Source organism: Streptococcus sp. HMSC072C09 (genome assembly GCF_001813105.1).
In the GTDB taxonomy this organism is placed as follows: Bacteria; Bacillota; Bacilli; order Lactobacillales; family Streptococcaceae; genus Streptococcus.
This window is the reverse complement of record NZ_KV811502.1, coordinates 222,839-243,300: the sequence shown is the minus strand read 5'-3', so window position 1 is coordinate 243,300 and position 20,462 is coordinate 222,839. Positions and strand designations below refer to the sequence as shown.

Sequence of the window (20,462 nt, the reverse complement as noted above, 5' to 3'; positions counted from 1 at the left end):
TGGTTGTAGGCTCTTGAGTCGTAGTAGTTGTAGTAGTTGTAGTAGTCGTAGTGGTTGTAGTTGTAGTTGGTTTATTTGATGTGTTGACCACTTTAATCACGTTGTCATCATCAATTTTCTCAACTTTAGAAGTGTAACCTTCTGGAGTGTTGGTTTCCACTACTGAGTACTCAATCTTCTTACCGTCTTTGATACCTGGCAAATTTGTAAATGCTGCTTTCCAGCCAGAAGCTTTTGTAAGGGTTTGTGTCATCCCATCCAAGGCTTTGCCGTCCGCATACAATTGAACCGTAATATCTTTACGGTCAGCTTCCTCATCACCAACCCATTCTTTTTGAACAGTGATAGTTTTGTCACCGCTCACCCAGAATTTCAATTCAGTGTTGTTCCAGAATGCTGGGTCAGTTTGAGGTGTTGTGATTTCATCAGCTGTCAATGTTGCGTTGTTATCAACACGGATGGTTGTCTTAGGAATTAATGTTTGGTATTCAACGATCAATTCATCGCTAGATGCTGTTTTAAAGACATCACTGACATCTGATAAATTCACAGTAAATCCATTGCCGTCCGCATCGAATTTCACATGTTTCCAGAAGTCCCAACCAGAAGCCACCACTTGTCCACCTTTTCTCAAAGTAAAGGAAGGTTTCAAGTAAGTTCCCACAAAGAATTCATTTGCAGCGTGGTTTGCAGCAGGAGCAAAAGTGATTTTTGAGTAATCGACTGCTGGAGCTTGGATTTTATCTGACACAACAGGGTTTGTGATGGCTTGTTTCTTACCATCCCCGTTGATACGGATGAACCATTTTGTTAGATAGTAGTCATCTCCAACATTCATCCAAGCATAGTTTTCAGATACATCTAATTTGAATGTCTTAGCTACATAGTCACCTGTAAGGTTGTATTTATTTAAAACTGATTCAAATACGCCAGGACCATCAGGACGTGTGATGACAACGGATTCGGAACCAACCTTAGAAGTGGCAGTTTTGTTGCCAGGATTTCCTGGTGTGCTATCCCATTCTGCTTTGTATGAGAAACCACCCTTAACGTTTTGGTTCATGGATTCGATTGCTTTTTTAAAGGTGAAAGTAATCTTTTTGTTTGTCATCGAAATGGTTGCGACTTCAGCTCCATTTGCTTGGAGTGATTGAGTTGCAATTTCAGTGATATTAACACCTTCTGGAGCGTCAATAGTAAATGTATCACCGTCTTTAACTGATTTACCAGTTAAATCCCAGTCAAATGAAAAGGTAACCTTTTGTCCATTTGTTTGGGCCTTTAAGTTGGTGACGGTTGGTGAAACAGTGGCCGCGCTTACGGGTTTGATCACAGACAAGCCCAAGGCTACCACACCGATGATAGCTACAAATGCAACTATCTTTTTATAAAGAGATTTCAATTGGCCTCATTTCCTTTCTTCTGCCTGCCCTTTCCGAGGCTTTTCTATATAGTGATATATCCCAAAATAGAAAGGCTTCTAATTTCTACTCCATGAAACCAGCTGCCTCAGTTTAGGATAGATCGATGAATTATATGCTCCTCTTTATGCATTAAAAGAAAACAAACCCACCGACAAAATCAGCTCAAACCCTCTAACTACGTTTGTTTAGATAGAAAAACAAGGGAAATGACAAGCGTCATAATGTTAAAGTGATAATAAACGTTGCAAATTTTAACAGAATAATCATCCCATTGCATATTTAAAAGATTATTATCATCATTATTATATTCTTTTAGTAGGATAAGTCAAGTTAAATGCAACAAAAATAACGAAAAATGTTGATTTTGGTTTTTGTATAAGTCGACCTTTTATTTCCCGCCATTTTAGCCTTTCATGTTATAATATTCAGATAAGAAAAAGAGGAGACCAAAAGCTAGATGATCACTTCAAAATACGATTGGCAGTTAGCTTCGCCAAGTGCAGATGAGGCCTTTTTAGCCCTTGCTAAAAAAGCAGGCCTGGAAGCGTCCGTAGCAACCTTGCTGTATGAGCGTGGCATTCAGACCAAAGAGGATTTAGAAGACTTTTTAGAGCCCAAGTTAGAGAAACTTCACGACCCTTATTTGCTCCATGATATGGACAAGGCAGTGGAGCGCATCCGACGGGCTATCGAAGATTATGAGCAGATTCTGATTTATGGCGACTATGACGCGGACGGGATGACCTCGGCCTCTATTATGAAGGAAACCTTGGAGCAGATGGGAGCAGAGGTGCAAGTCTACCTACCCAACCGCTTCACAGACGGCTACGGTCCCAATGAGAGTGTCTATAAATACTTTATCGAGCAGCAAGGCATTTCCCTGATTGTCACGGTGGACAATGGGGTCGCGGGCAATCAAGCCATTGCCATGGCCCAAGCGATGGGAGTTGATGTCATCGTGACGGACCACCACTCTATGCCAGAGGTTTTACCGGATGCATATGCGATCATTCATCCGGAGCATCCAGATGCAGATTATCCCTTCCATTATCTAGCAGGCTGTGGTGTGGCCTTTAAGTTAGCTTGTGCCCTCCTAGAGGAAGTACCAGTCGATCTCTTAGACCTGGTAGCCATTGGGACCATTGCTGATATGGTCAGCCTGACAGATGAGAATCGGATCCTGGTCAAATACGGTCTGGGTGTTCTCCAACATAGCCAGCGGATGGGCTTGCAGGAACTCTTGGAGATCGCAGGGATTCGTCCGGAGGATGTCAATGAAGAAACGGTTGGTTTTCAGATTGCTCCTCGTCTCAATGCCCTTGGCCGCCTCGATGACCCTAATCCAGCTATCGAACTACTGACCGGTTTTGACGATGAAGAGGCGCACGAGATTGCCCTCATGATTCATCAGAAGAATGAAGAACGAAAAGAGATTGTTCAAAGCATCTACGATGAAGCAAAAACCATGGTCGATCCAAGCTTGTCCGCCCAAGTCTTGGCCAAGGAAGGCTGGAATCCAGGGGTCCTTGGTATTGTAGCTGGCCGTCTATTAGAAGAGCTTCATCAGCCAGTAGTTGTTTTAAGCATCGAAGATGGGCGTGCTAAAGGAAGCGCTCGGAGTCCTGAGTCGGTCAATATCTTTGATGCCCTCGATCCCCACCGGTCGCTCTTTATCGCCTTTGGCGGGCATGCCGGTGCAGCAGGGATGACCTTAGATGTGGACCAACTCCCTGCCTTGTCTCAGGCCCTTACGGATTACATTGCAGAACAAGAGATTGATCTCAGCAGCAAGTCTAGCTTAGCCATCGACGAGGAACTGCATCTAACAGAACTAACGCTTGAGACCTTGAAGAGCTTTGATCGCTTGAGTCCTTTTGGCATGGACAATAAAAAGCCCGTCTTTCTGGTCCGTAACTTCAAGGTAGAAGGGGCGCGCTCAATGGGAGCCGGCAATACCCACTTGAAACTCAAAATTTCTCAAGAAGATGCGACCTTTGAGGTGGTTGCCTTTGGCTTGGGAAGCTTAGAGGCAGAGTTTGCACAGGCGCAAGACCTAGAGCTAGCTGTGCAGTTGTCGGTCAACCAATGGAATGGTCAAACGACCCTCCAGCTCATGCTGGTTGATGCGCGTGTGGATGGTGTGCAGCTCTTTAATATCCGCTCTAAAAATGCCAGCCTCCCCTCAGGTGTTCCCATTCTTGATTTTACTAAAGAACTGCCAGATCTGACAGGGGCATCCTCTGTTGTAGTTGGAAATATCCCTGAGGATTTAGAGCAACTACGACAAATCTTCCAAGAGCATGATTTCCAGGCCGTTTATTTCAAAAATGAGATCGCCAAAGCCTACTATCTGACAGGATACGGTAGCAGGGACCAGTATGCCAAACTCTATAAGACCATCTACCAGTACCCGGAATTCGATGTCCGCTATAAACTCAAAGACCTAGCAGCCTATCTCAAGATCCAGCAGATCCTCCTGGTCAAAATGATTCAGATCTTCCAAGAGCTGGGCTTTGTGACTATTGAAAATGGCATCATGAAAGTCAATAAAGAAGCAGAAAAACGAGAAATCGCAGAAAGCAGCATCTACCAAAACCTCAAACAAACGGTGAAAGAGCAGGAGTTGATGGCCCTTGGAACGGTTCGTGAAATCTACGACTATCTGACAGGTCAGGCCTCATGAAAAGACGGCTAAAATATTTTCTATGGCTCAGCCCCTTCCTGCTTTTAGCTCTTTATTGGTTGGGAATCTACCTGAGCCTAAAAAACCCCATGGAGGAGATCAACTACTCCGAAAATGGTGGGTGGATGCGCTATGTGATGTTTAAGCCATTTACAGAAACGATAGGAAATGATGGTATCTGGAAAGAAGATGAGGGATTTCAAACCTACCCTTATTCAAAAGGAATTGTTTGTGGAAACGAAGAACTGTCCGTGATGATGTTTAGGGGAACTTCCAACTGGACTTATATGTATGATCTTCAATTGGAAAAAGGTGTGACACTCGGATTTATATTTAAATACGATTCGTCAAAAAAGCTGTTTTTCCAGAAAGAGGTCTACCTTTTTAAAGAAGATACTACCTACGAGGGCCAGCAACTTCTTGATCACCTTGCCACCTATGGCAAAGACCGCACTTGGTTGAAAAAGCAAAGTAAAAAGGTTGCTGAACAATACATCCTTGGCACTTGGTTCAAGAATGGAAGCTCCCGTTATTCCTTGAAAAACTTGGGGGATATGAAAATTGAGTACAATAAAGTATTAGATGAATAGTAAGCATGTTTCCAATTCCAATCCCACATCATTTTTCGAATGTGGGATTTTTGCTTTTGACTCGGGAGCTTGGGAAAATGATTTGGCAAAAATGATGCACGTTAGTAGAATTCATGGTATAATGGAATGTAAAAATTTTTTATGAAAGAAAGTTAACCATGAATTTAAAAGATTACATTGCAAGCATTGAAAACTATCCACAAGAAGGAATTACCTTCCGTGATATCAGCCCTTTGATGGCAGATGGCAATGCTTATAGTTATGCGATTCGTGAAATCGTTCAATACGCGACGGATAAGAAAATCGACATGATCGTTGGTCCTGAAGCGCGTGGGTTCATCGTTGGATGTCCGGTCGCTTTTGAGTTAGGAATTGGTTTTGCGCCTGTTCGTAAACCTGGTAAATTGCCACGTGAAGTCATCTCAGCTGACTACGAAAAAGAATACGGTGTGGATACCTTGACCATGCACGCCGATGCTATCAAACCAGGTCAACGTGTTCTCATCGTTGATGACCTTTTGGCGACTGGTGGTACGGTGAAAGCAACCATCGAAATGATCGAAAAACTTGGTGGAGTTGTTGCAGGTTGTGCCTTCTTGATCGAGTTGGATGACTTGAAAGGTCGCGAAGCGATCGGCGATTACGACTACAAAGTCTTGATGCATTACTAATATAGTCTATTACTATAACTGGCTACAGAAAAACCATAATTGAAAACTATAAGCTCCTATCATATAATGTTAGTTAAGAACTTGTAAGATGGGAGCTTTTTATGCCAATTACTCTAGATAAAAAATTACCAGCAGTCGATATCCTTCGTTCAGAAAATATTTTTGTCATGGATGATGTTCGGGCGACTCACCAGGATATTCGGCCGATGAATGTTCTCATTCTTAATCTGATGCCGACCAAGGTTGCGACAGAAACCCAGCTCTTACGGCTCCTTGCCAACACACCCTTGCAGATCAATGTGGAGTTCCTCTATATGGCGAGCCATGAGTCCAAGAATACAGCGGCAGAACATTTGGAGAGCTTCTACAAGACCTTTGAGGATATCAAGGATAATTACTATGATGGTTTGATTGTGACAGGAGCGCCTGTCGAAAAGATGGACTTTGAAGAAGTGGACTACTGGGATGAGTTGACCCAGGTCTTTGAATGGGCCAAGCGTCATGTTTTTTCCACCTTGCACCTCTGTTGGGGAGCTCAGGCTGGTCTCTACCACCGTTACGGGATTCAAAAAGTAGAGCTCTGTGACAAGCTATCCGGTATCTATGACCAAGCAGTGGTGCGTCCGGAAAGTCTTCTCATGAGAGGCTTTGACGATCGCTTCCTTGCCCCTCATTCTCGCTATACAGATGTTCCTTTGAAGGAAGTCCTTGAAAAGAGCAATCTTCAAGTGATCGCGCAAGGAAATGAAGTTGGCCTTTCCATCATTGCCAGTCCAGACATGCGTGAGGTGTATAGCTTTGGCCATCTGGAGTATGATCGCGATACGCTGGCAAAAGAATACCACCGAGATGTCAAGGCGGGCTTGGATCCGGACGTTCCCAAGAATTACTTTGATGGGGATGACGCTAATACAGAGCCTCGCATTCGTTGGAATCTAGCTGCAACGACCTTCTTTAGTAATTGGATCAACTATGCGGTTTATCAAGAAACACCTTACCGCTTGGAAGAATTGGAAAAAGATATTTCATTTTATGGTTACCTATAAAGGGGAATTATGACATATTCACAAGCATTTAAGTATGGCAACTTGGTTCTTCCAAGTGCCTTGCTTTTTCATTATCATGAGTTATTTGACCAAGCAGATGACTACTTGGTTTGGCAGTTTTTCTTCCTTCAAAATACGACTGGCCAAGAGGCTTTGACACCTAATCAGATTGCTAGTCATCTAGGAAAAACAGTGACAGAGGTCAATCGGATTATGTCCAATTTGACCACCAAGGGACTTCTTCAATACCGGACCATTGAGCTCAATGGCGAGATTGAAGCCATCTTTGATGCGACCATTGCCCTGGAGCGCTTGGATGAGATTTTAGAAGCCCAGACACAAGGGAAGACACAGAGCGCGCCTGCTAAGGGAAATGTCATCAAGGATTTGGTGGAAACCTTCCAACAAGAACTGGGACGACTCTTGACACCTTTTGAGATTGAAGACCTGACCAAGACTGTGCGCGAGGATCAGACAGATCCAGATGTGATCAAGGCAGCCTTACGAGAAGCTGTCTTTAACGGCAAGCCTCACTGGAAATATATCCAAGCCATTTTACGCAACTGGCGCAGTGAAGGCATCAACAGTCTAGCCCAAGTAGAGGCGAAACTACAAGAACGCGAACAAGCCAACCCACGCAATGTGACCGTTTCAGACGATTTCTTGAAGGCCATGGATTTGTGGAAGGATTAAAAAAACTAGCACTTATTTGAGTGCTAGCTGCAGATGGAAGGTTAAGTCTTCCTAGAAACTTTCCTTATGTGAGTACGGACGTCAGCGAACTTCGAAGAAGTTCCATGACTTAGTTTTGAACCTAAGGTTTCAAAACTCCCGAGTGCCTGAAACAATAGTGTTTCAGGCACTTTTCTCACGGCGGAAAGTTTTTAGTTTATACTTGAATAGTTTTAAAAATAAGACATTATTTTTACTGAAACAAATAGGTTCTTAATTGAAAAAATAATTTTTAACCATACAAAAAGCTAGCAGTCATATATTGCTAGCATTTTTCGTTTATAGATAGTCCGCGTAAGCTTTTTCTAGTTTGGTAAGGAGTTCTTGTTTTTCCTCTTCACTAGCAAAGGAAGCCTGGATGGCATCGACATTGTGTTGGTAAAAGTCAGTTTCCTTGGTTTGGAAGTGCTGGTGGTAGAGGGCGTATTCCTTGGTAAGATCGGTGTCAGATACAGTCCGGTTATCGGTATTGATACTGATCCGAGCTCCGGCTGCCTTCATCTTCAAATAAGGGAAATCTTCTATAGTCGGGGCTGCTTTTGTCTGTAAGTTGCTAGTCAAGCAGAGTTCACCAGTGACCCCATTTTCAATAAAGGATTGGAGTAAGGCTGGTTCATGAGATAGAGCCGTCACGTGCCCATTGCGTTTGATGCCAAATGCAATCGATTGGGCAACAAAGTGTGGGCAATGACACTCACCTGCATGAAGCGTCATAGGACGATGGTAACTCTTGACTTGCTCAATTAGAGGTCGAATATCTTCTGGAGAGTAGTTGTGCTCATCTCCGGCAAAGTCAAAACCAACAAAATCCTGATCGCTAACTTGGTTGGCTTCTGCAAGAATGCGAGATGTGACTTCTTGATCTGACTGGCGCATGCCACAGACCAAGGCTTTTGCAACAATGCCAAATTCCTCCTGGGCTTGGCGTAGACCATCGCAGACAGCATCGATAGTTTCTGGGACGGTGAGGCCTTGGTCCATGGACAATTCTGGTGCAAAACGGACTTCGATGTAGACGACATTTTCAAGAGCAGCTTGCTTGGCCACATCGTAAGCAGCAAGCGTCAAGGCTTCCTTAGTTTGAAGGAGGGGCCGAATGTAGTCAAAGGCCTCCAAATAGTCCAAAAGATTCTCACAGTGGGCAGGCGCAGTAACATGGTGCTTGAGCTCCTCATCGCTAGCAGGTAGGTCAATATTGGCCATAGCTGCCAACTGGCGAATGATTGGAAGCGACAAGGAACCGTCTAAGTGACAGTGAAGTTCTGTCTTTGCCAAACTATGAAAATCGATCGTGGACATGGTTTTCTCCTTAAAATTGTATTTTTTCTATACTATCATTTTGACAAAAAAAGTCAAGTAGCCTTCGCGTAGCAGATCTTTGAAAGGGAGACCAAGATTTGATATGCTAGAGGTAGCGAAATAAAGGAGAAGAAAGATGTCAGATTATCAATTACCAGAAGTATGGGAAGCACCGAGCCAAATGGGAGGAGCTTGGGGTGGTTTGAACCAACCAACAGCAGGTGCCCGCTTTGAACAAACTCTTCCAAAAGGGGATCAACCTTTCCAACTCTATACCCTTCCAACACCTAATGGGATCAAGGCCACTATTATGCTAGAGGAGCTGAAAGAGCTGGGAGTGGATGCAGGTTATGACGCTTATCGGATCAAGATTGGTGAGGGAGATCAGTTTGGTAGTGACTTTGTAGCCATCAATCCTAACTCGAAAATTCCAGCCATGATGGATCAATCAGGCGATCAAGCCATTCGTGTCTTTGAATCAGCCAATATCCTCCTGTATCTAGCGGAGAAATTTGGCAAATTAATCCCGACTGATCTGGCTAAACGGACAGAGGTGCTCAACTGGCTCTTCTGGCAGACGGGTGCTGCACCTTTCCTAGGGGGAGGCTTTGGTCATTTCTTCCACTATGCACCTGAGAAAACCGAGTATGCCATCAACCGCTTTGCCATGGAAGCCAAACGCCAATTGGACCTACTGGACAAGGAACTGGCCACTAAACCTTATATCGCAGGGGATGACTATACCATTGCAGATATTGCCATCTGGTCTTGGTATGGTCGTCTAGCCCAAGACAAGGTTTGGGACCGTGCAGGGATTTTCCTAGATGTGAAGGAATACAAGCATTTGCAGGCTTGGACAGAGAAAATCTCCAATCGCCCAGCTGTGAAACGTGGCTTGGAAGTAAGCTATAAGGAAATTAACTAAAGTCTAGTATCGGCTTGTTGAGGATGATAGCGAGAGTTTCCGCCGTGAGTATAGCACATGAAACGTATAAGTTTCATGTGCCCGGAAGTTTTGAGACATTAGATTCAAAACTTAGTCATGGAATTTCTTCGAAGTTCGCTGACGTCCGGACTCACCTAAGGAAAGTCTAAATAATACCTTTCCATAATAGACAAGGCGCCGTTGCGCCTTTTTTTAATGGTGCAAACATGGTATACTAAAGGGTGGAATAAAAGTTTAGAAAGTAGCACATGGAATTTACAAAATTATCAAATCGCTTGGACTTGGTGGCTAGCTTCGTCCTAGCTGGAGCGCGTCTGTTGGATGTGGGGAGTGACCATGCTTATCTGCCAATCGCCCTCTTACAAGAAGGCAAGATTGAGGCTGCCATTGCTGGTGAAGTGGTAGAGGGGCCTTATCAGTCTGCCCTGCAAAATGTTGCGGATAATGGCTTAGAAGACAAGATCGAGGTCCGTCTGGCCAATGGTTTGGCTGCCTTTGAACCAGCAGACGGCATTTCCTGTATTACCATTGCGGGTATGGGAGGACGATTGATTGCGGATATCCTAGCAGCAGGTCTTGAGAAATTAACTAATGTCTCTCGTTTGGTCCTGCAGCCCAATAATCGAGAGGACGAACTGCGGGATTGGTTGGTAAACCATGATTTTCGCATTGTTGATGAAGCTATCTTGGAAGAAAATGAGAAGTTCTATGAGATCCTTGTGGTGGAACAGGGTTCTCAGGAGTTGACAGCCAAGGAACTGCGTTTTGGTCCCCATTTGATGCGGGAACAAGATCCAGCCTTTGTCCAAAAGTGGTCCAAGGAAGTGGAGAAATTAGCCTTTGCCTTGGAACAGGTCCCAGTTGAAAATCAATCTGCCAGAGCATCGTTAGAAGAGCGCATTGCTCACATCAAGGAGGTTCTACATGTTAGCAAGTGAAGTCATTAAACGCTATGAAGCCTACTGTCCTCAGGAGCTTTCCATGGAGGGAGATGTCCGTGGGCTACAGGTCGGTACGCTACAAAAAGACATCCATAAGGTCATGGTTGCCTTAGATATCCGCGAGCAGACGGTGGCAGAAGCTATCACACATGGAGTGGACTTGATCATCGTCAAGCACGCGCCTATTTTCCATCCCATTAAGGATTTGGTAGCTGATCGGGCTCAAAATCAGATTTATATTAACCTGATCAAGCATGATATCGCGGTCTATGTCAGCCATACCAATATTGATATTGTCCCAAATGGTCTTAACGATTGGTTCTGCCAGCTCTTGGACATTGAAGATGCAGAGCCCCTCAGTATGACAGGAGAAGGGCTCGGAATCGGTCGCATCGGTCGGGTAGCTACTCAAACCTTTGGACAGTTGGCTAGCAAGGTTAAAGAAACCTTTGGCCTAGATGCTTTGCGCATAGTCAGTTATGACCAGGCGGATTTGGATCGGGTTATCAAGCATGTCGCCATTTGTGGAGGAAGTGGCCAGTCCTTTTACAAGGATGCTCTCGCCAAGGGAGCAGATGTTTATATCACAGGAGATATCTACTACCACACGGCTCAGGACATGCTGAGCGATGGCCTCTTGGCCTTAGATCCCGGGCACCATATCGAGGTTCTTTTTGTGTCAAAACTAGTAGGAAAGTTCAATCAGTGGAAGGCTGAGGAAGCCTGGGAGATTGAAGTGATTGGCAGTCAAGCCAGTACCAATCCTTTTTACCATATCTAAGGGGTCATGATGAAAGTTGCCATTATCGGTGCAGGGATCGTGGGATCCACTGCAGCCTATTATTTATCCAAAGAAGCAAAGGTGGATGTGACCGTCTACGACCATGGAGTCGGCCAAGCAACCAAGGCAGCGGCTGGTATTATCAGCCCCTGGTTTTCCAAACGGCGGAATAAGGCTTGGTATCGCCTGGCTCGTCTGGGAGCAGATTTTTACCAAGAATTGGTAGAAGAACTGGCCAAGGACGGAATTAAAACAGATTTTTACCAGCAGACCGGCGTCTATCTCCTCAAGAAAAATGAGGAAAAATTAGAGGAACTCTATCAGTTGGCGCAGAGTCGTCGGGAAGAATCTCCCTTGATTGGAGACTTGGCGATCTTGACCAAAGAAGAAGTGGGCCAACAATTCCCAGGTCTGCAAGGCTTTGAACAGCTCCTTTATGCCTCGGGTGGGGCCCATGTAGAGGGAGCCTTTCTGACGTCAACTCTTCTTGAAGCCAGTGGGGCAAGAGTAATCAAGAAAGAGGTTGCTCTCTCAGTCTCAGATGATGGCTATCAGATTGCAGGAGAAAGCTATGACCAAGTTATCCTAGCAACAGGAGCCTGGTTGGGGCAAATCCTTGAGCCACTTGGCTACCAAGTTGATGTCCGTCCGCAAAAGGGGCAACTGCGGGATTATCAGCTAGACCGAGATACTGATGACTTTCCTGTGGTCATGCCAGAAGGAGAGCTGGATATCATTCCCTTTCAGCAGGGCAAGATCAGTATGGGAGCCACTCATGAAAATGAGATGGGCTTGGACCTGACAGTGGATCAGGCTTTGCTGAATCAGATGGAAACAGAAGCCCTGTCTTACTATCCAGAACTAGCTCAAGCAGAAGTTATCGGGGAGCGCGTGGGAACTCGTGCCTACACTAGTGACTTTTCACCATTCTGGGGAACTGTTCCTGATCAAGCAGGCCTCTATGTCGCTAGTGGACTAGGTTCGTCCGGACTCACAACTGGTCCCCTCATTGGGTGGCACCTAGCCCAACTCGTGGTAGGAGGAAACCTGCGCTTGGATCCAGCATATTATCCAGTTGATCAGTATGTGAAGAAGTAGACTGGGACAAAAGTCCTAGCCTCTCAATTATTTTTAGGTTGTCGAGCAAGACGCAGTGGTTGAGTGGGCTCTACTACGCTGATTTCATCAGCTTTTACATCCCTACTCAACTGTGCAGAGGTGGGACGACGAAATCGAATTCTAACGAATGACCGATTTCTGTCCCACTCTCTTTTTTTCGAAAGACCTTCCTTCATTCGGATAAAAATAGTAGAATAGAACAAGTGAATCAACAAGAAAATGGGAGTTGTTATGAATTGGTTTCAATCGCAATCCGTGGTCTTGCAGGCCTTTCTCGCAGGATTGTTTACATGGGGCTGTACCATTGTCGGGTCAGCCATCGTCTTTTTCTTCAAGCATATTAGTCGCAAATTACTGGACATCATGATGGGCTTTGCGGCAGGTGCGATGATCTTCGTGGTAGTTGAAGAGTTGATCCCAGATTCCCAGACCAACGGCAATACAGACGTTGCGGCCTCGGTCTCATGGTTGGCTTTGTCATTATGATGATCCTAGATGTCGCTTTGGGATAAGGATCAGAAAAGGAGAGCATCAGGACAAGCTCTCTTTTTGATTGGTATCATTGTATTTGAGAATGAAAAGATGAAGAACAATTCATCAGATTCAATTCAGAGGCAACACTTAGTTAGCGAGGAAAATCATCTTATGGTAAAAACCAAGTTTAAAAAGAAAAACAATAGAATGATGATTGTCATTGCCTTGGCTTTCCTTATGGTAGTTGGTATTTCTTTGTTTTATATGAACAAAAAATTAGAGGAGAAGAGACGCAATAAAGAGTATGAAGTCAGCCTTGTAAGGACCTTGAAGAATTCTTACGAGGGAATTGAAGAAATTGAGATAAAAACCCCATCTTATAGCTCTACTCCTTCAACCGCATGGGGAGCTGAGGTGAAACTCACATTTGTTGACGGGACTTGCAAGAAACATGTATTAGCTTATGATAAAGATGCGAATAAAATTAAGATAGGGGTCTATCATAATGAAGATGAGGAATTTCAGAGCTTTATGGATTCTAGGATAGGCACTACAAAATCAAGAGTAAGGGTAAGATATTCGGATGGTTCAGAAGAGAAGCAATGATCAGTGAATTAAAGGATATCAGGGAGCTTTAGTCAAAGTGCCCTATTTGAAACACGATAATGAAGATCGTTAACGAGACTATAGAACCAACAAGCTGTCATCACCTTGTAACACAAATGCAAGGTGACTTTTTTATATAAACATGATAAAATAAGGGTAATGACTACGTAGAAAGGCCTACCATTATGAAAGGTATTATTTTAGCAGGGGGCTCAGGAACTCGCTTGTATCCATTGACACGTGCGGCTTCTAAACAATTGATGCCCATTTATGACAAACCAATGATCTACTATCCGCTGTCAACCCTTATGTTGGCTGGGATCAAAGATATCCTGATCATCTCGACTCCTCAAGACCTTCCTCGTTTTGAAGAGCTTCTTGGAGATGGCTCTGAGCTAGGAATTTCTCTCTCTTACGCAGAGCAACCAAGTCCAGATGGCTTGGCGCAAGCCTTCATCATCGGAGAAGACTTTATCGGTGACGATCATGTTGCCCTCATCCTTGGGGACAATATCTTCCACGGAAATGGCTTAACCAAGATGTTGCAACGGGCAGAAGCGAAAGAAAAAGGAGCGACTGTCTTTGGTTACCAAGTCAAAGATCCAGAACGCTTTGGTGTGGTAGAGTTTGACGCGGATATGAATGCTATCTCTATCGAAGAAAAACCAGAACATCCAAAATCGAACTTTGCAGTGACAGGACTTTACTTCTATGACAATGATGTGGTAGAAATTGCTAAAAACATTAAACCAAGCCCTCGTGGCGAGCTTGAAATCACCGATGTTAACAAGGCTTATTTGGAGCGTGGAGATCTCTCTGTTGAGCTCATGGGCCGTGGTTTTGCCTGGTTGGATACAGGAACTCACGAAAGCCTCTTGCAAGCTTCTCAATATATCGAAACTGTTCAACGCTTGCAAAATGTCCAAGTGGCTAACCTTGAGGAAATCGCCTATCGCATGGGTTATATCACCAAAGAACAAGTCCATGAATTAGCGCAATCACTGAAGAAAAACGAATACGGACAATACTTGCTCCGTTTGATTGGAGAAGCTTAATGACAGAACAATTTTTCGAAAAAAAATTAGCAGCTCGCAAAATTGAAGCCATCCCAGGCTTGATGGAGTTTGATATTCCAGTGCGCGGGGATAACCGTGGTTGGTTTAAAGAAAACTTCCAAAAAGAGAAAATGCTTCCCCTTGGATTCCCTGAAAGCTTCTTTGCAGAAGGCAAGTTGCAAAACAATATTTCATTCTCTCGTAAGAATGTTTTGCGTGGCTTGCATGCAGAGCCTTGGGACAAGTACATCTCTGTAGCAGATGAAGGAAAGGTTCTTGGAACTTGGGTAGACCTTCGTGAAGGTGAGACCTTTGGGAACACCTACCAAACCGTGATCGATGCTTCAAAAGGCATCTTCGTCCCTCGTGGTGTAGCCAATGGGTTCCAAGTTTTGACAGACAAAGTTGCTTATACATACTTAGTCAATGATTACTGGGCACTGGAACTCAAACCAAAATATGCTTTTGTCAACTACGCAGACCCAAGCCTAGACATCCAGTGGGAAAACTTGGCAGAAGCCGAAGTCTCAGAAGCAGACAAGAACCATCCATTTCTTAAAGACGTCAAACCCCTAAAAGCAGAAGATTTGTAGAATATAAATCTTAAAACAATCAAGAACATCATTATATAGTTTTTAGCTTTGCTATAAACGAGCGAAGCGAGCTATGTACTTAGCTTTCCGCCGTGAGAAAAGCACCTGAACTACTTTTGTTTCAGGTGCTCGGAAGTTTTGAGATACTAGGCTCAAAACTTAGTCATGGAACTTCCTGGATTGCTGAAATCATCCACTGGATAATTTCACCTAACGTCCGTACTCACCTAAGGAAAGCTAAAAAAAGATTGATTTAAGGAACAATCAAAACTAAAAACTATTTGGAGAAAAAATGTCAGAATATAAACATATCATCGTAACCGGTGGAGCTGGTTTCATCGGTTCAAACTTCGTCCACTATGTATACAACAACCATCCAGACGTGCATGTGACTGTCCTTGATAAACTTACTTATGCTGGAAACCGTGCCAATATCGAAGAAATCCTTGGAGATCGTGTCGAGTTGGTTGTGGGGGACATCGCTGATGCTGAATTAGTTGACAAATTGGCTGCCAAGGCTGATGCTATTGTTCACTATGCGGCTGAAAGCCACAATGACAACTCCCTCAAAGACCCATCTCCGTTTATCTACACAAACTTTGTTGGAACTTACACACTCTTGGAAGCTGCTCGTAAATACGACATTCGTTTCCACCACGTGTCAACAGACGAAGTGTATGGAGACCTTCCATTGCGCGAAGATCTTCCTGGACATGGGGAAGGTCCTGGGGAAAAATTCACTGCTGAAACCAAATACAACCCATCATCACCTTATTCATCAACCAAGGCTGCTTCAGACTTGATCGTGAAGGCTTGGGTTCGTTCATTTGGTGTTAAAGCAACGATTTCTAACTGTTCAAACAACTACGGGCCATACCAACACATCGAAAAATTCATCCCACGTCAAATCACCAATATCTTGTCTGGCATCAAGCCAAAACTTTACGGTGAAGGGAAGAACGTTCGTGACTGGATCCATACCAACGACCACTCAACTGGTGTTTGGGCTATCCTCACTAAAGGCCGTATCGGTGAAACTTACCTGATCGGTGCCGATGGTGAAAAGAACAACAAAGAAGTGCTGGAATTGATCCTTGAAAAAATGGGTCAACCAAAAGATGCTTATGACCGTGTCACAGACCGTGCTGGTCACGATTTGCGCTATGCCATCGATTCAACAAAATTGCGTGAAGAATTGGGTTGGGAACCACAATTCACAAACTTCGAAGCAGGTTTGGAAGAAACCATCAAGTGGTACACAGACCACCAAGACTGGTGGAAAGCTGAAAAAGAAGCTGTCGAAGCCAACTACGCGAAGACACAAGAAGTTTTGAAATAAGGAAGAGAGTCCAAGTAGAAAATCGCTTGGACTTTTTCAGATATTTTTCTGAAAATGAGTGATTGCCTTTTCATGTATGGTATAATAGGATCAGTTTGAAAACAATCATCGATTAGGAGGAATAGATGAATCAAAAAGATTGGGTTGACTATTTTGAAGCACTCCATAACCGTAAGCCGAGTCTGCAAGAGTTTCAAAATGCACGAGCGAATGGTGAGTTTGTAGTGGAACGAAAAGAGACCGTTCCTGAAGCACCAGTTCCATCAGCGGTAGCCTCACGAGAGAAAAGTGAGCAGGTTCAAATGCCGTCACAAGTGGAGTCAGGGTATGAGACTCTAGCTATCAAACGCTTTAGTGTGAAATGGAATAAGCAGACCAAATGGGCTTTATCAGGTGTGGGAATACTAGCTGTTATTGTACTGGCTTATTTCTTTTTCTTCCAACCGACTCCAAGTTTGGAAGGAATTTGGGTTGGACCTGCTGATTCAACAGCAGTGGTTTATGAGTTAAATCAAGAAGATCCACGATCGTATGGTAAGTATAAGATTGAGAAAGTTTACAAAGGTAATGAAGCAAAACAAGAGTTTCAGAAAGCTTTAAACCAGTTAAACTACTCCAAGCTGAAAAACTTAGCAGATGTTGATAGAAAATTTGACCTCCACACGAGGGAAGTTATCATCATTAAAGACGAGCATGGGCTTGTTTATAATCTACTCCAAAGCAATGGGACCAATGTGATTTTAGCCAATGACTTGATGGATTTGGTTACCTATAGTGATCATTCAGAAAGCTTTAAGAAGAATGCTATTTTTCACAAGACAGAAATTCCTAAAGTTCTAGTTGGGAAATGGAAAATTGAGCGTTCTTATGATGATGAAACCAATTATCTTGAATTAAATGATCGTGGTATTCTTACTTATAGTGAATTTGATAGTAGCGAAGGTACGGCTTTTTATAGCCTAGAAGAGCTCCAAAAGATGCCTTCAACTAAGTTTGAACAAGAAAAGACAGCTGACAAAGTGAAAGAGGCCTATGAAGATCTTCAAGATGCGGTCGATTCTCAAGATTATCAGCTAAATAGTATGAAAGACGTGTACAAGCAACTAGGATCAGATTTTTATTATGTCCCTGTAAATGGAGGGAAGACAGTCCTAGTTTTCACAGAAGACTATCATTTAGTTGAAAAATTGGAAAAAGTGAAATAATCAAAGGGCCAAAAGGTCCTTTTTTCTTTTAATCATGAATTTCCTAAAAAAGCTCTGAACTCGCTGATTTGTGGTATAATATGATTAGTTTTTTAATGAATCAATAAGGGGGATATGATGAATCAAAAAGATTGGGTTGAATACTTTGAAGCGGTCAATGGTCGCAAGCCAAGTATGCAAGAATTTCAAGAAGCTCGTGAAAAAGGGGAGTTTGTCGTAGAGCGAAAAGAAGCGCCAGCTCCAACAACTGAAGCGCAGGCTCCTTCTCAGGAAGCACCTGTTGCACCTAGCGCACCTCTTTCACAAGAGCCGACAGCTTTTGTACCACCACAACCATCTGCGAAAACCTTGCAACCTGTGCCAAGACCGAAAAAATTGACATTTTCTTTCAATAAACAAACCAAAATTGGTGTCGCAGTTGCGGGACTTGTCGCAGTAATTGCTCTTGCTTGGTTCTTTTTCTTTTCAGGTGGACCAAGTCTAGATGGTGTTTGGTTGAGAAATACGGATTCTAGTCCGATCACTTATGAACTAAGTGGAAAGAAACAAAAAGTCAATGGTAGCGAGACCATCAAAAAGGTTCTCAAGGGCAATGAAGCGAAAAAAGAATTTAATACCGCACTTTCTTTGTTAAATGCAACTGACTTGCATTCACTTGCGGATGTCGATAAGAAATTTAACCTGAAGACGACAGAAATTGTTGTTATTAAGTCTGGTGGGAACACACGCTATAACTTACTCCAAAAAGACGGAAGCAATATTATTTTAAGAAATGATTTATTCGACTTGAAAACTTATAAGTCATACAAAGGAAACTTTGAAGATAATTTGGTCTATCACAAGGTTGAAACACCAAAGGCCATGGTTGGAAAATGGAAGAATGTGACAGAAGGAGATAATACAACTGTTCAGATTTCAGATCACGGAATTATTAGTGATAAGTATTACGATAGCAAGGCTTACGCATTCTATTCTCTAGCTGATTCAGAAAAGTATGATGGAGACACGACTTCTAAAGAAGAGATTGAACACACATTTGAAGTAATTCAAGAAGCGGTGAAATCAGAAGGCTATCAAGTGAAGAGCGCTAAGGAAGTCTATATACAAGCTAATTCAAATTATTGTTTCGTACCTGTCAACGGTGGAAAAAATATACTCGTCTTACGTGGTGGTAATGAATTTGCCGCTAAATTAGAAAAAGTGAAGTAATGAAAGGACCGGAAGGTCCTTTTTGTTTCCAAACTTCTTAATGAAAAACTATTCATGTCTAGGCAAAAATATGGTAAAATGGATAAGATGTGTTTGAGATGTCTATTGTATCTCAGGCGACTACAGGTAATGGAGTAGAAAATGCAAAATAGACCTATTATTATTGGTGTTACTGGTGGTTCTGGTGGTGGAAAGACCAGTGTGTCTCGTGCCATTTTGGCCAATTTCCCGAATGAAAAGATTGCCATGATTGAGCATGATTCTTATTACAAGGACCAAAGTCATTTGACCTTTGAGGAGCGGATCAAGACTAACTATGACCATCCTTTTGCCTTTGATACGGACTTGATGATTGCGCAGATCAATGAACTCTTGGAGGGTCGTCCGGTAGATATTCCAACTTATGACTATGCAGAGCATACGCGCAGCAGCAAGACCTATCGTCAGGAACCTCAGGATGTCTTCATCGTGGAAGGAATCTTAGTTCTTGAAGACAAGCGTCTTCGGGACTTGATGGACATCAAGATTTTCGTTGATACGGATGATGATGTGCGGATCATTCGCCGGATCAAGCGCGATATGGAGGAGCGTGGCCGGAGTCTGGATAGTGTCATTGAGCAATACCTTGGTGTAGTAAAACCGATGTACCACCAGTTCATCGAGCCAACCAAGCGTTATGCGGACGTGATCATTCCTGAGGGCGTGACCAACACAGTTGCGATTGACTTGATCACAACCAAGATTGAAAAAATCCTCAACGAAGCGCGTGAGGGAAAATAAAATAGGAGAAAGAGGGCAAGTGATCTCCAAGTGTCTACGGATATGAGGAGTGACGGAATGTCTCAGTAGTTGATGAGACTCTTCATTCGCTAAAAGACTCAGAAGAGTTTTCAATCAACTTTGTGGGGGTGGTATGGGAAATGTTTATTTAAACATTTGGTACCACTCCCTCTTTTTCCTAAGGAGAATGGAAATGAAAAGGGAGTTTCATTCGCGGACCAAGGCGTTCGCTTGTTTATTGACCATGTGTGCTGGTTTTTCAGATGCTTATACCTTTATTTGTCGGGGTGGGACCTTGGCGGCAGGCCAGACGGGAAATGTGGTCTTTCTATCGGTTGGTTTGATCGGCCAGCAGATCTCAGATGTAGAAGTGAAGTTAGCCACGATGCTGGCCTTTATGCTGGGGATCTTTTTAATGACGGTCTTGCGTCGCTTGATTGATAATTCAGTCTGGCGCTTGAGTACCCTAGTGCCCTATATCCTCACAACTTTGGTGACGGGATTTTTGCCAGCATCGGTAAAAAATGTCTTCATCGTGCCTTTTTTTGGCCTGAGTTTGGGAATCGTAGCGACCTCATTTGGAGAAGTAGGTAGCTATGCCTACAACCACTCTTTTATGACCGGAAATCTCAAGAAAACCATGGTAGCTTATGGAAATTTTGTTAGAGACAGGGAGATGAAATTCCTCTGGGAAGCCATCTTTATGACCTGCTTGATCGGGAGTTTCGTCTGTGGGGCCATTTTTTCGACCTACTTGATCCAGTTTTATGGACTAAAGACGATTTGGCTGGTGGCCATCATCTTGACCATCTTTTTAATCTATCGGGCCATTCAATATTTTGAAGTCTTTCACTTCAATCGGCGGCATGAATAGATAAAATAATTTTTAGAAGAATGAGTTAAATGATTCTGCAAAGAAATAAAACTGAGATTTCATTTTTAAAATGAATCAAGAAAATATTGAAACTT

19 protein-coding genes and 1 pseudogene are annotated in these 20,462 nt (G+C 43.4%); 18 read left to right on the top strand and 2 right to left on the bottom strand.

Features of this window, described 5'->3' with window-relative positions:
- Positions 1-1,402 (bottom strand): Cna B-type domain-containing protein (locus HMPREF2893_RS08610; RefSeq protein ID WP_070675784.1); only part of this gene is annotated, 1,402 nt, incomplete at its 3' end.
- A 479-nt stretch (positions 1,403-1,881) separates the two neighbouring features.
- Between HMPREF2893_RS08610 and recJ the strand changes: the two genes are divergently transcribed.
- From recJ to HMPREF2893_RS08585, 5 genes are all read left to right on the top strand, one after another.
- Positions 1,882-4,107: a single-stranded-DNA-specific exonuclease RecJ gene (gene recJ / locus HMPREF2893_RS08605; protein ID WP_070675782.1), complete on the top strand. Its 2,226-nt coding sequence runs from the start codon at positions 1,882-1,884 to the stop codon at positions 4,105-4,107.
- Positions 4,104-4,697: a TipC family immunity protein gene (locus HMPREF2893_RS08600; RefSeq protein WP_070675780.1), complete on the top strand. Its 594-nt coding sequence runs from the start codon at positions 4,104-4,106 to the stop codon at positions 4,695-4,697. The genes recJ and HMPREF2893_RS08600 overlap by 4 nt, the downstream gene beginning before the upstream one ends.
- Before the next feature lie 158 nt (positions 4,698-4,855).
- Positions 4,856-5,368 (top strand): adenine phosphoribosyltransferase, encoded by a 513-nt coding sequence (locus HMPREF2893_RS08595; RefSeq protein WP_003002788.1) that lies wholly within the window; start codon positions 4,856-4,858, stop codon positions 5,366-5,368.
- A 101-nt stretch (positions 5,369-5,469) separates the two neighbouring features.
- Positions 5,470-6,414 carry a homoserine O-acetyltransferase MetA gene (gene metA / locus HMPREF2893_RS08590; RefSeq protein WP_070675778.1) on the top strand — a complete coding sequence of 315 codons (945 nt, stop codon included), beginning with the start codon at positions 5,470-5,472 and terminating at the stop codon, positions 6,412-6,414.
- 9 nt (positions 6,415-6,423) lie between these two features.
- On the top strand, positions 6,424-7,107 hold the full coding sequence (locus HMPREF2893_RS08585; protein WP_049483308.1) for a DnaD domain-containing protein: 684 nt from the start codon (positions 6,424-6,426) through the stop codon (positions 7,105-7,107).
- A 318-nt stretch (positions 7,108-7,425) separates the two neighbouring features.
- On the opposite strand, the gene add is transcribed toward HMPREF2893_RS08585, so the two are convergent.
- On the bottom strand, positions 7,426-8,445 hold the full coding sequence (add, locus tag HMPREF2893_RS08580; RefSeq protein ID WP_070675776.1) for an adenosine deaminase: 1,020 nt from the start codon (positions 8,443-8,445) through the stop codon (positions 7,426-7,428).
- A gap of 136 nt (positions 8,446-8,581) precedes the next feature.
- Here add and yghU point away from each other — a divergent pair, with 136 nt between their 5' ends.
- The 13 genes and pseudogenes from yghU (at position 8,582) to HMPREF2893_RS08515 (ending at position 20,367) form a co-directional block, all read left to right on the top strand.
- Complete coding sequence (gene yghU, locus HMPREF2893_RS08575) at positions 8,582-9,370, top strand: glutathione-dependent disulfide-bond oxidoreductase (protein ID WP_070675774.1); 789 nt, start codon at positions 8,582-8,584, stop codon at positions 9,368-9,370.
- A 269-nt stretch (positions 9,371-9,639) separates the two neighbouring features.
- Positions 9,640-10,329 carry a tRNA (adenine(22)-N(1))-methyltransferase gene (locus tag HMPREF2893_RS08570; RefSeq protein WP_070675772.1) on the top strand — a complete coding sequence of 230 codons (690 nt, stop codon included), beginning with the start codon at positions 9,640-9,642 and terminating at the stop codon, positions 10,327-10,329.
- Complete coding sequence (locus HMPREF2893_RS08565; protein WP_070675770.1) at positions 10,316-11,113, top strand: Nif3-like dinuclear metal center hexameric protein; 798 nt, start codon at positions 10,316-10,318, stop codon at positions 11,111-11,113. Before HMPREF2893_RS08570 ends, HMPREF2893_RS08565 begins: the two co-directional genes overlap by 14 nt.
- A 6-nt stretch (positions 11,114-11,119) precedes the next feature.
- Positions 11,120-12,211: an NAD(P)/FAD-dependent oxidoreductase gene (locus tag HMPREF2893_RS08560; RefSeq protein WP_070675768.1), complete on the top strand. Its 1,092-nt coding sequence runs from the start codon at positions 11,120-11,122 to the stop codon at positions 12,209-12,211.
- 252 nt (positions 12,212-12,463) lie between these two features.
- Positions 12,464-12,744 (top strand): annotated as a pseudogene (locus HMPREF2893_RS11305) (ZIP family metal transporter).
- Positions 12,728-13,312 (top strand): hypothetical protein, encoded by a 585-nt coding sequence (locus HMPREF2893_RS08550; RefSeq protein WP_261674185.1) that lies wholly within the window; start codon positions 12,728-12,730, stop codon positions 13,310-13,312. Before HMPREF2893_RS11305 ends, HMPREF2893_RS08550 begins: the two are co-directional and overlap by 17 nt.
- 185 nt (positions 13,313-13,497) lie before the next feature.
- Positions 13,498-14,367 (top strand): glucose-1-phosphate thymidylyltransferase RfbA, encoded by an 870-nt coding sequence (gene rfbA / locus HMPREF2893_RS08545; RefSeq protein WP_003002772.1) that lies wholly within the window; start codon positions 13,498-13,500, stop codon positions 14,365-14,367.
- Entirely contained in the window at positions 14,367-14,960 is a 594-nt protein-coding gene (locus HMPREF2893_RS08540) for a dTDP-4-dehydrorhamnose 3,5-epimerase family protein (protein ID WP_070675767.1), read from the top strand. Before rfbA ends, HMPREF2893_RS08540 begins: the two co-directional genes overlap by 1 nt.
- Before the next feature lie 292 nt (positions 14,961-15,252).
- Positions 15,253-16,299, top strand: coding sequence for a dTDP-glucose 4,6-dehydratase (gene rfbB, locus HMPREF2893_RS08535; protein ID WP_070675765.1), 1,047 nt, complete (start codon positions 15,253-15,255; stop codon positions 16,297-16,299).
- 125 nt (positions 16,300-16,424) lie between these two features.
- Positions 16,425-17,504: a hypothetical protein gene (locus HMPREF2893_RS08530; RefSeq protein WP_070675764.1), complete on the top strand. Its 1,080-nt coding sequence runs from the start codon at positions 16,425-16,427 to the stop codon at positions 17,502-17,504.
- Between the two features lie 117 nt (positions 17,505-17,621).
- On the top strand, positions 17,622-18,713 hold the full coding sequence (locus tag HMPREF2893_RS08525; protein WP_070675761.1) for a hypothetical protein: 1,092 nt from the start codon (positions 17,622-17,624) through the stop codon (positions 18,711-18,713).
- A gap of 141 nt (positions 18,714-18,854) precedes the next feature.
- Positions 18,855-19,493: a uridine kinase gene (udk, locus tag HMPREF2893_RS08520; RefSeq protein ID WP_003002524.1), complete on the top strand. Its 639-nt coding sequence runs from the start codon at positions 18,855-18,857 to the stop codon at positions 19,491-19,493.
- 193 nt (positions 19,494-19,686) lie between these two features.
- A complete protein-coding gene (locus HMPREF2893_RS08515) occupies positions 19,687-20,367 on the top strand; it encodes a YoaK family protein (protein WP_049515456.1) in 681 nt (226 codons plus the stop codon).
- The last annotated feature ends 95 nt before the right edge of the window (positions 20,368-20,462 follow it).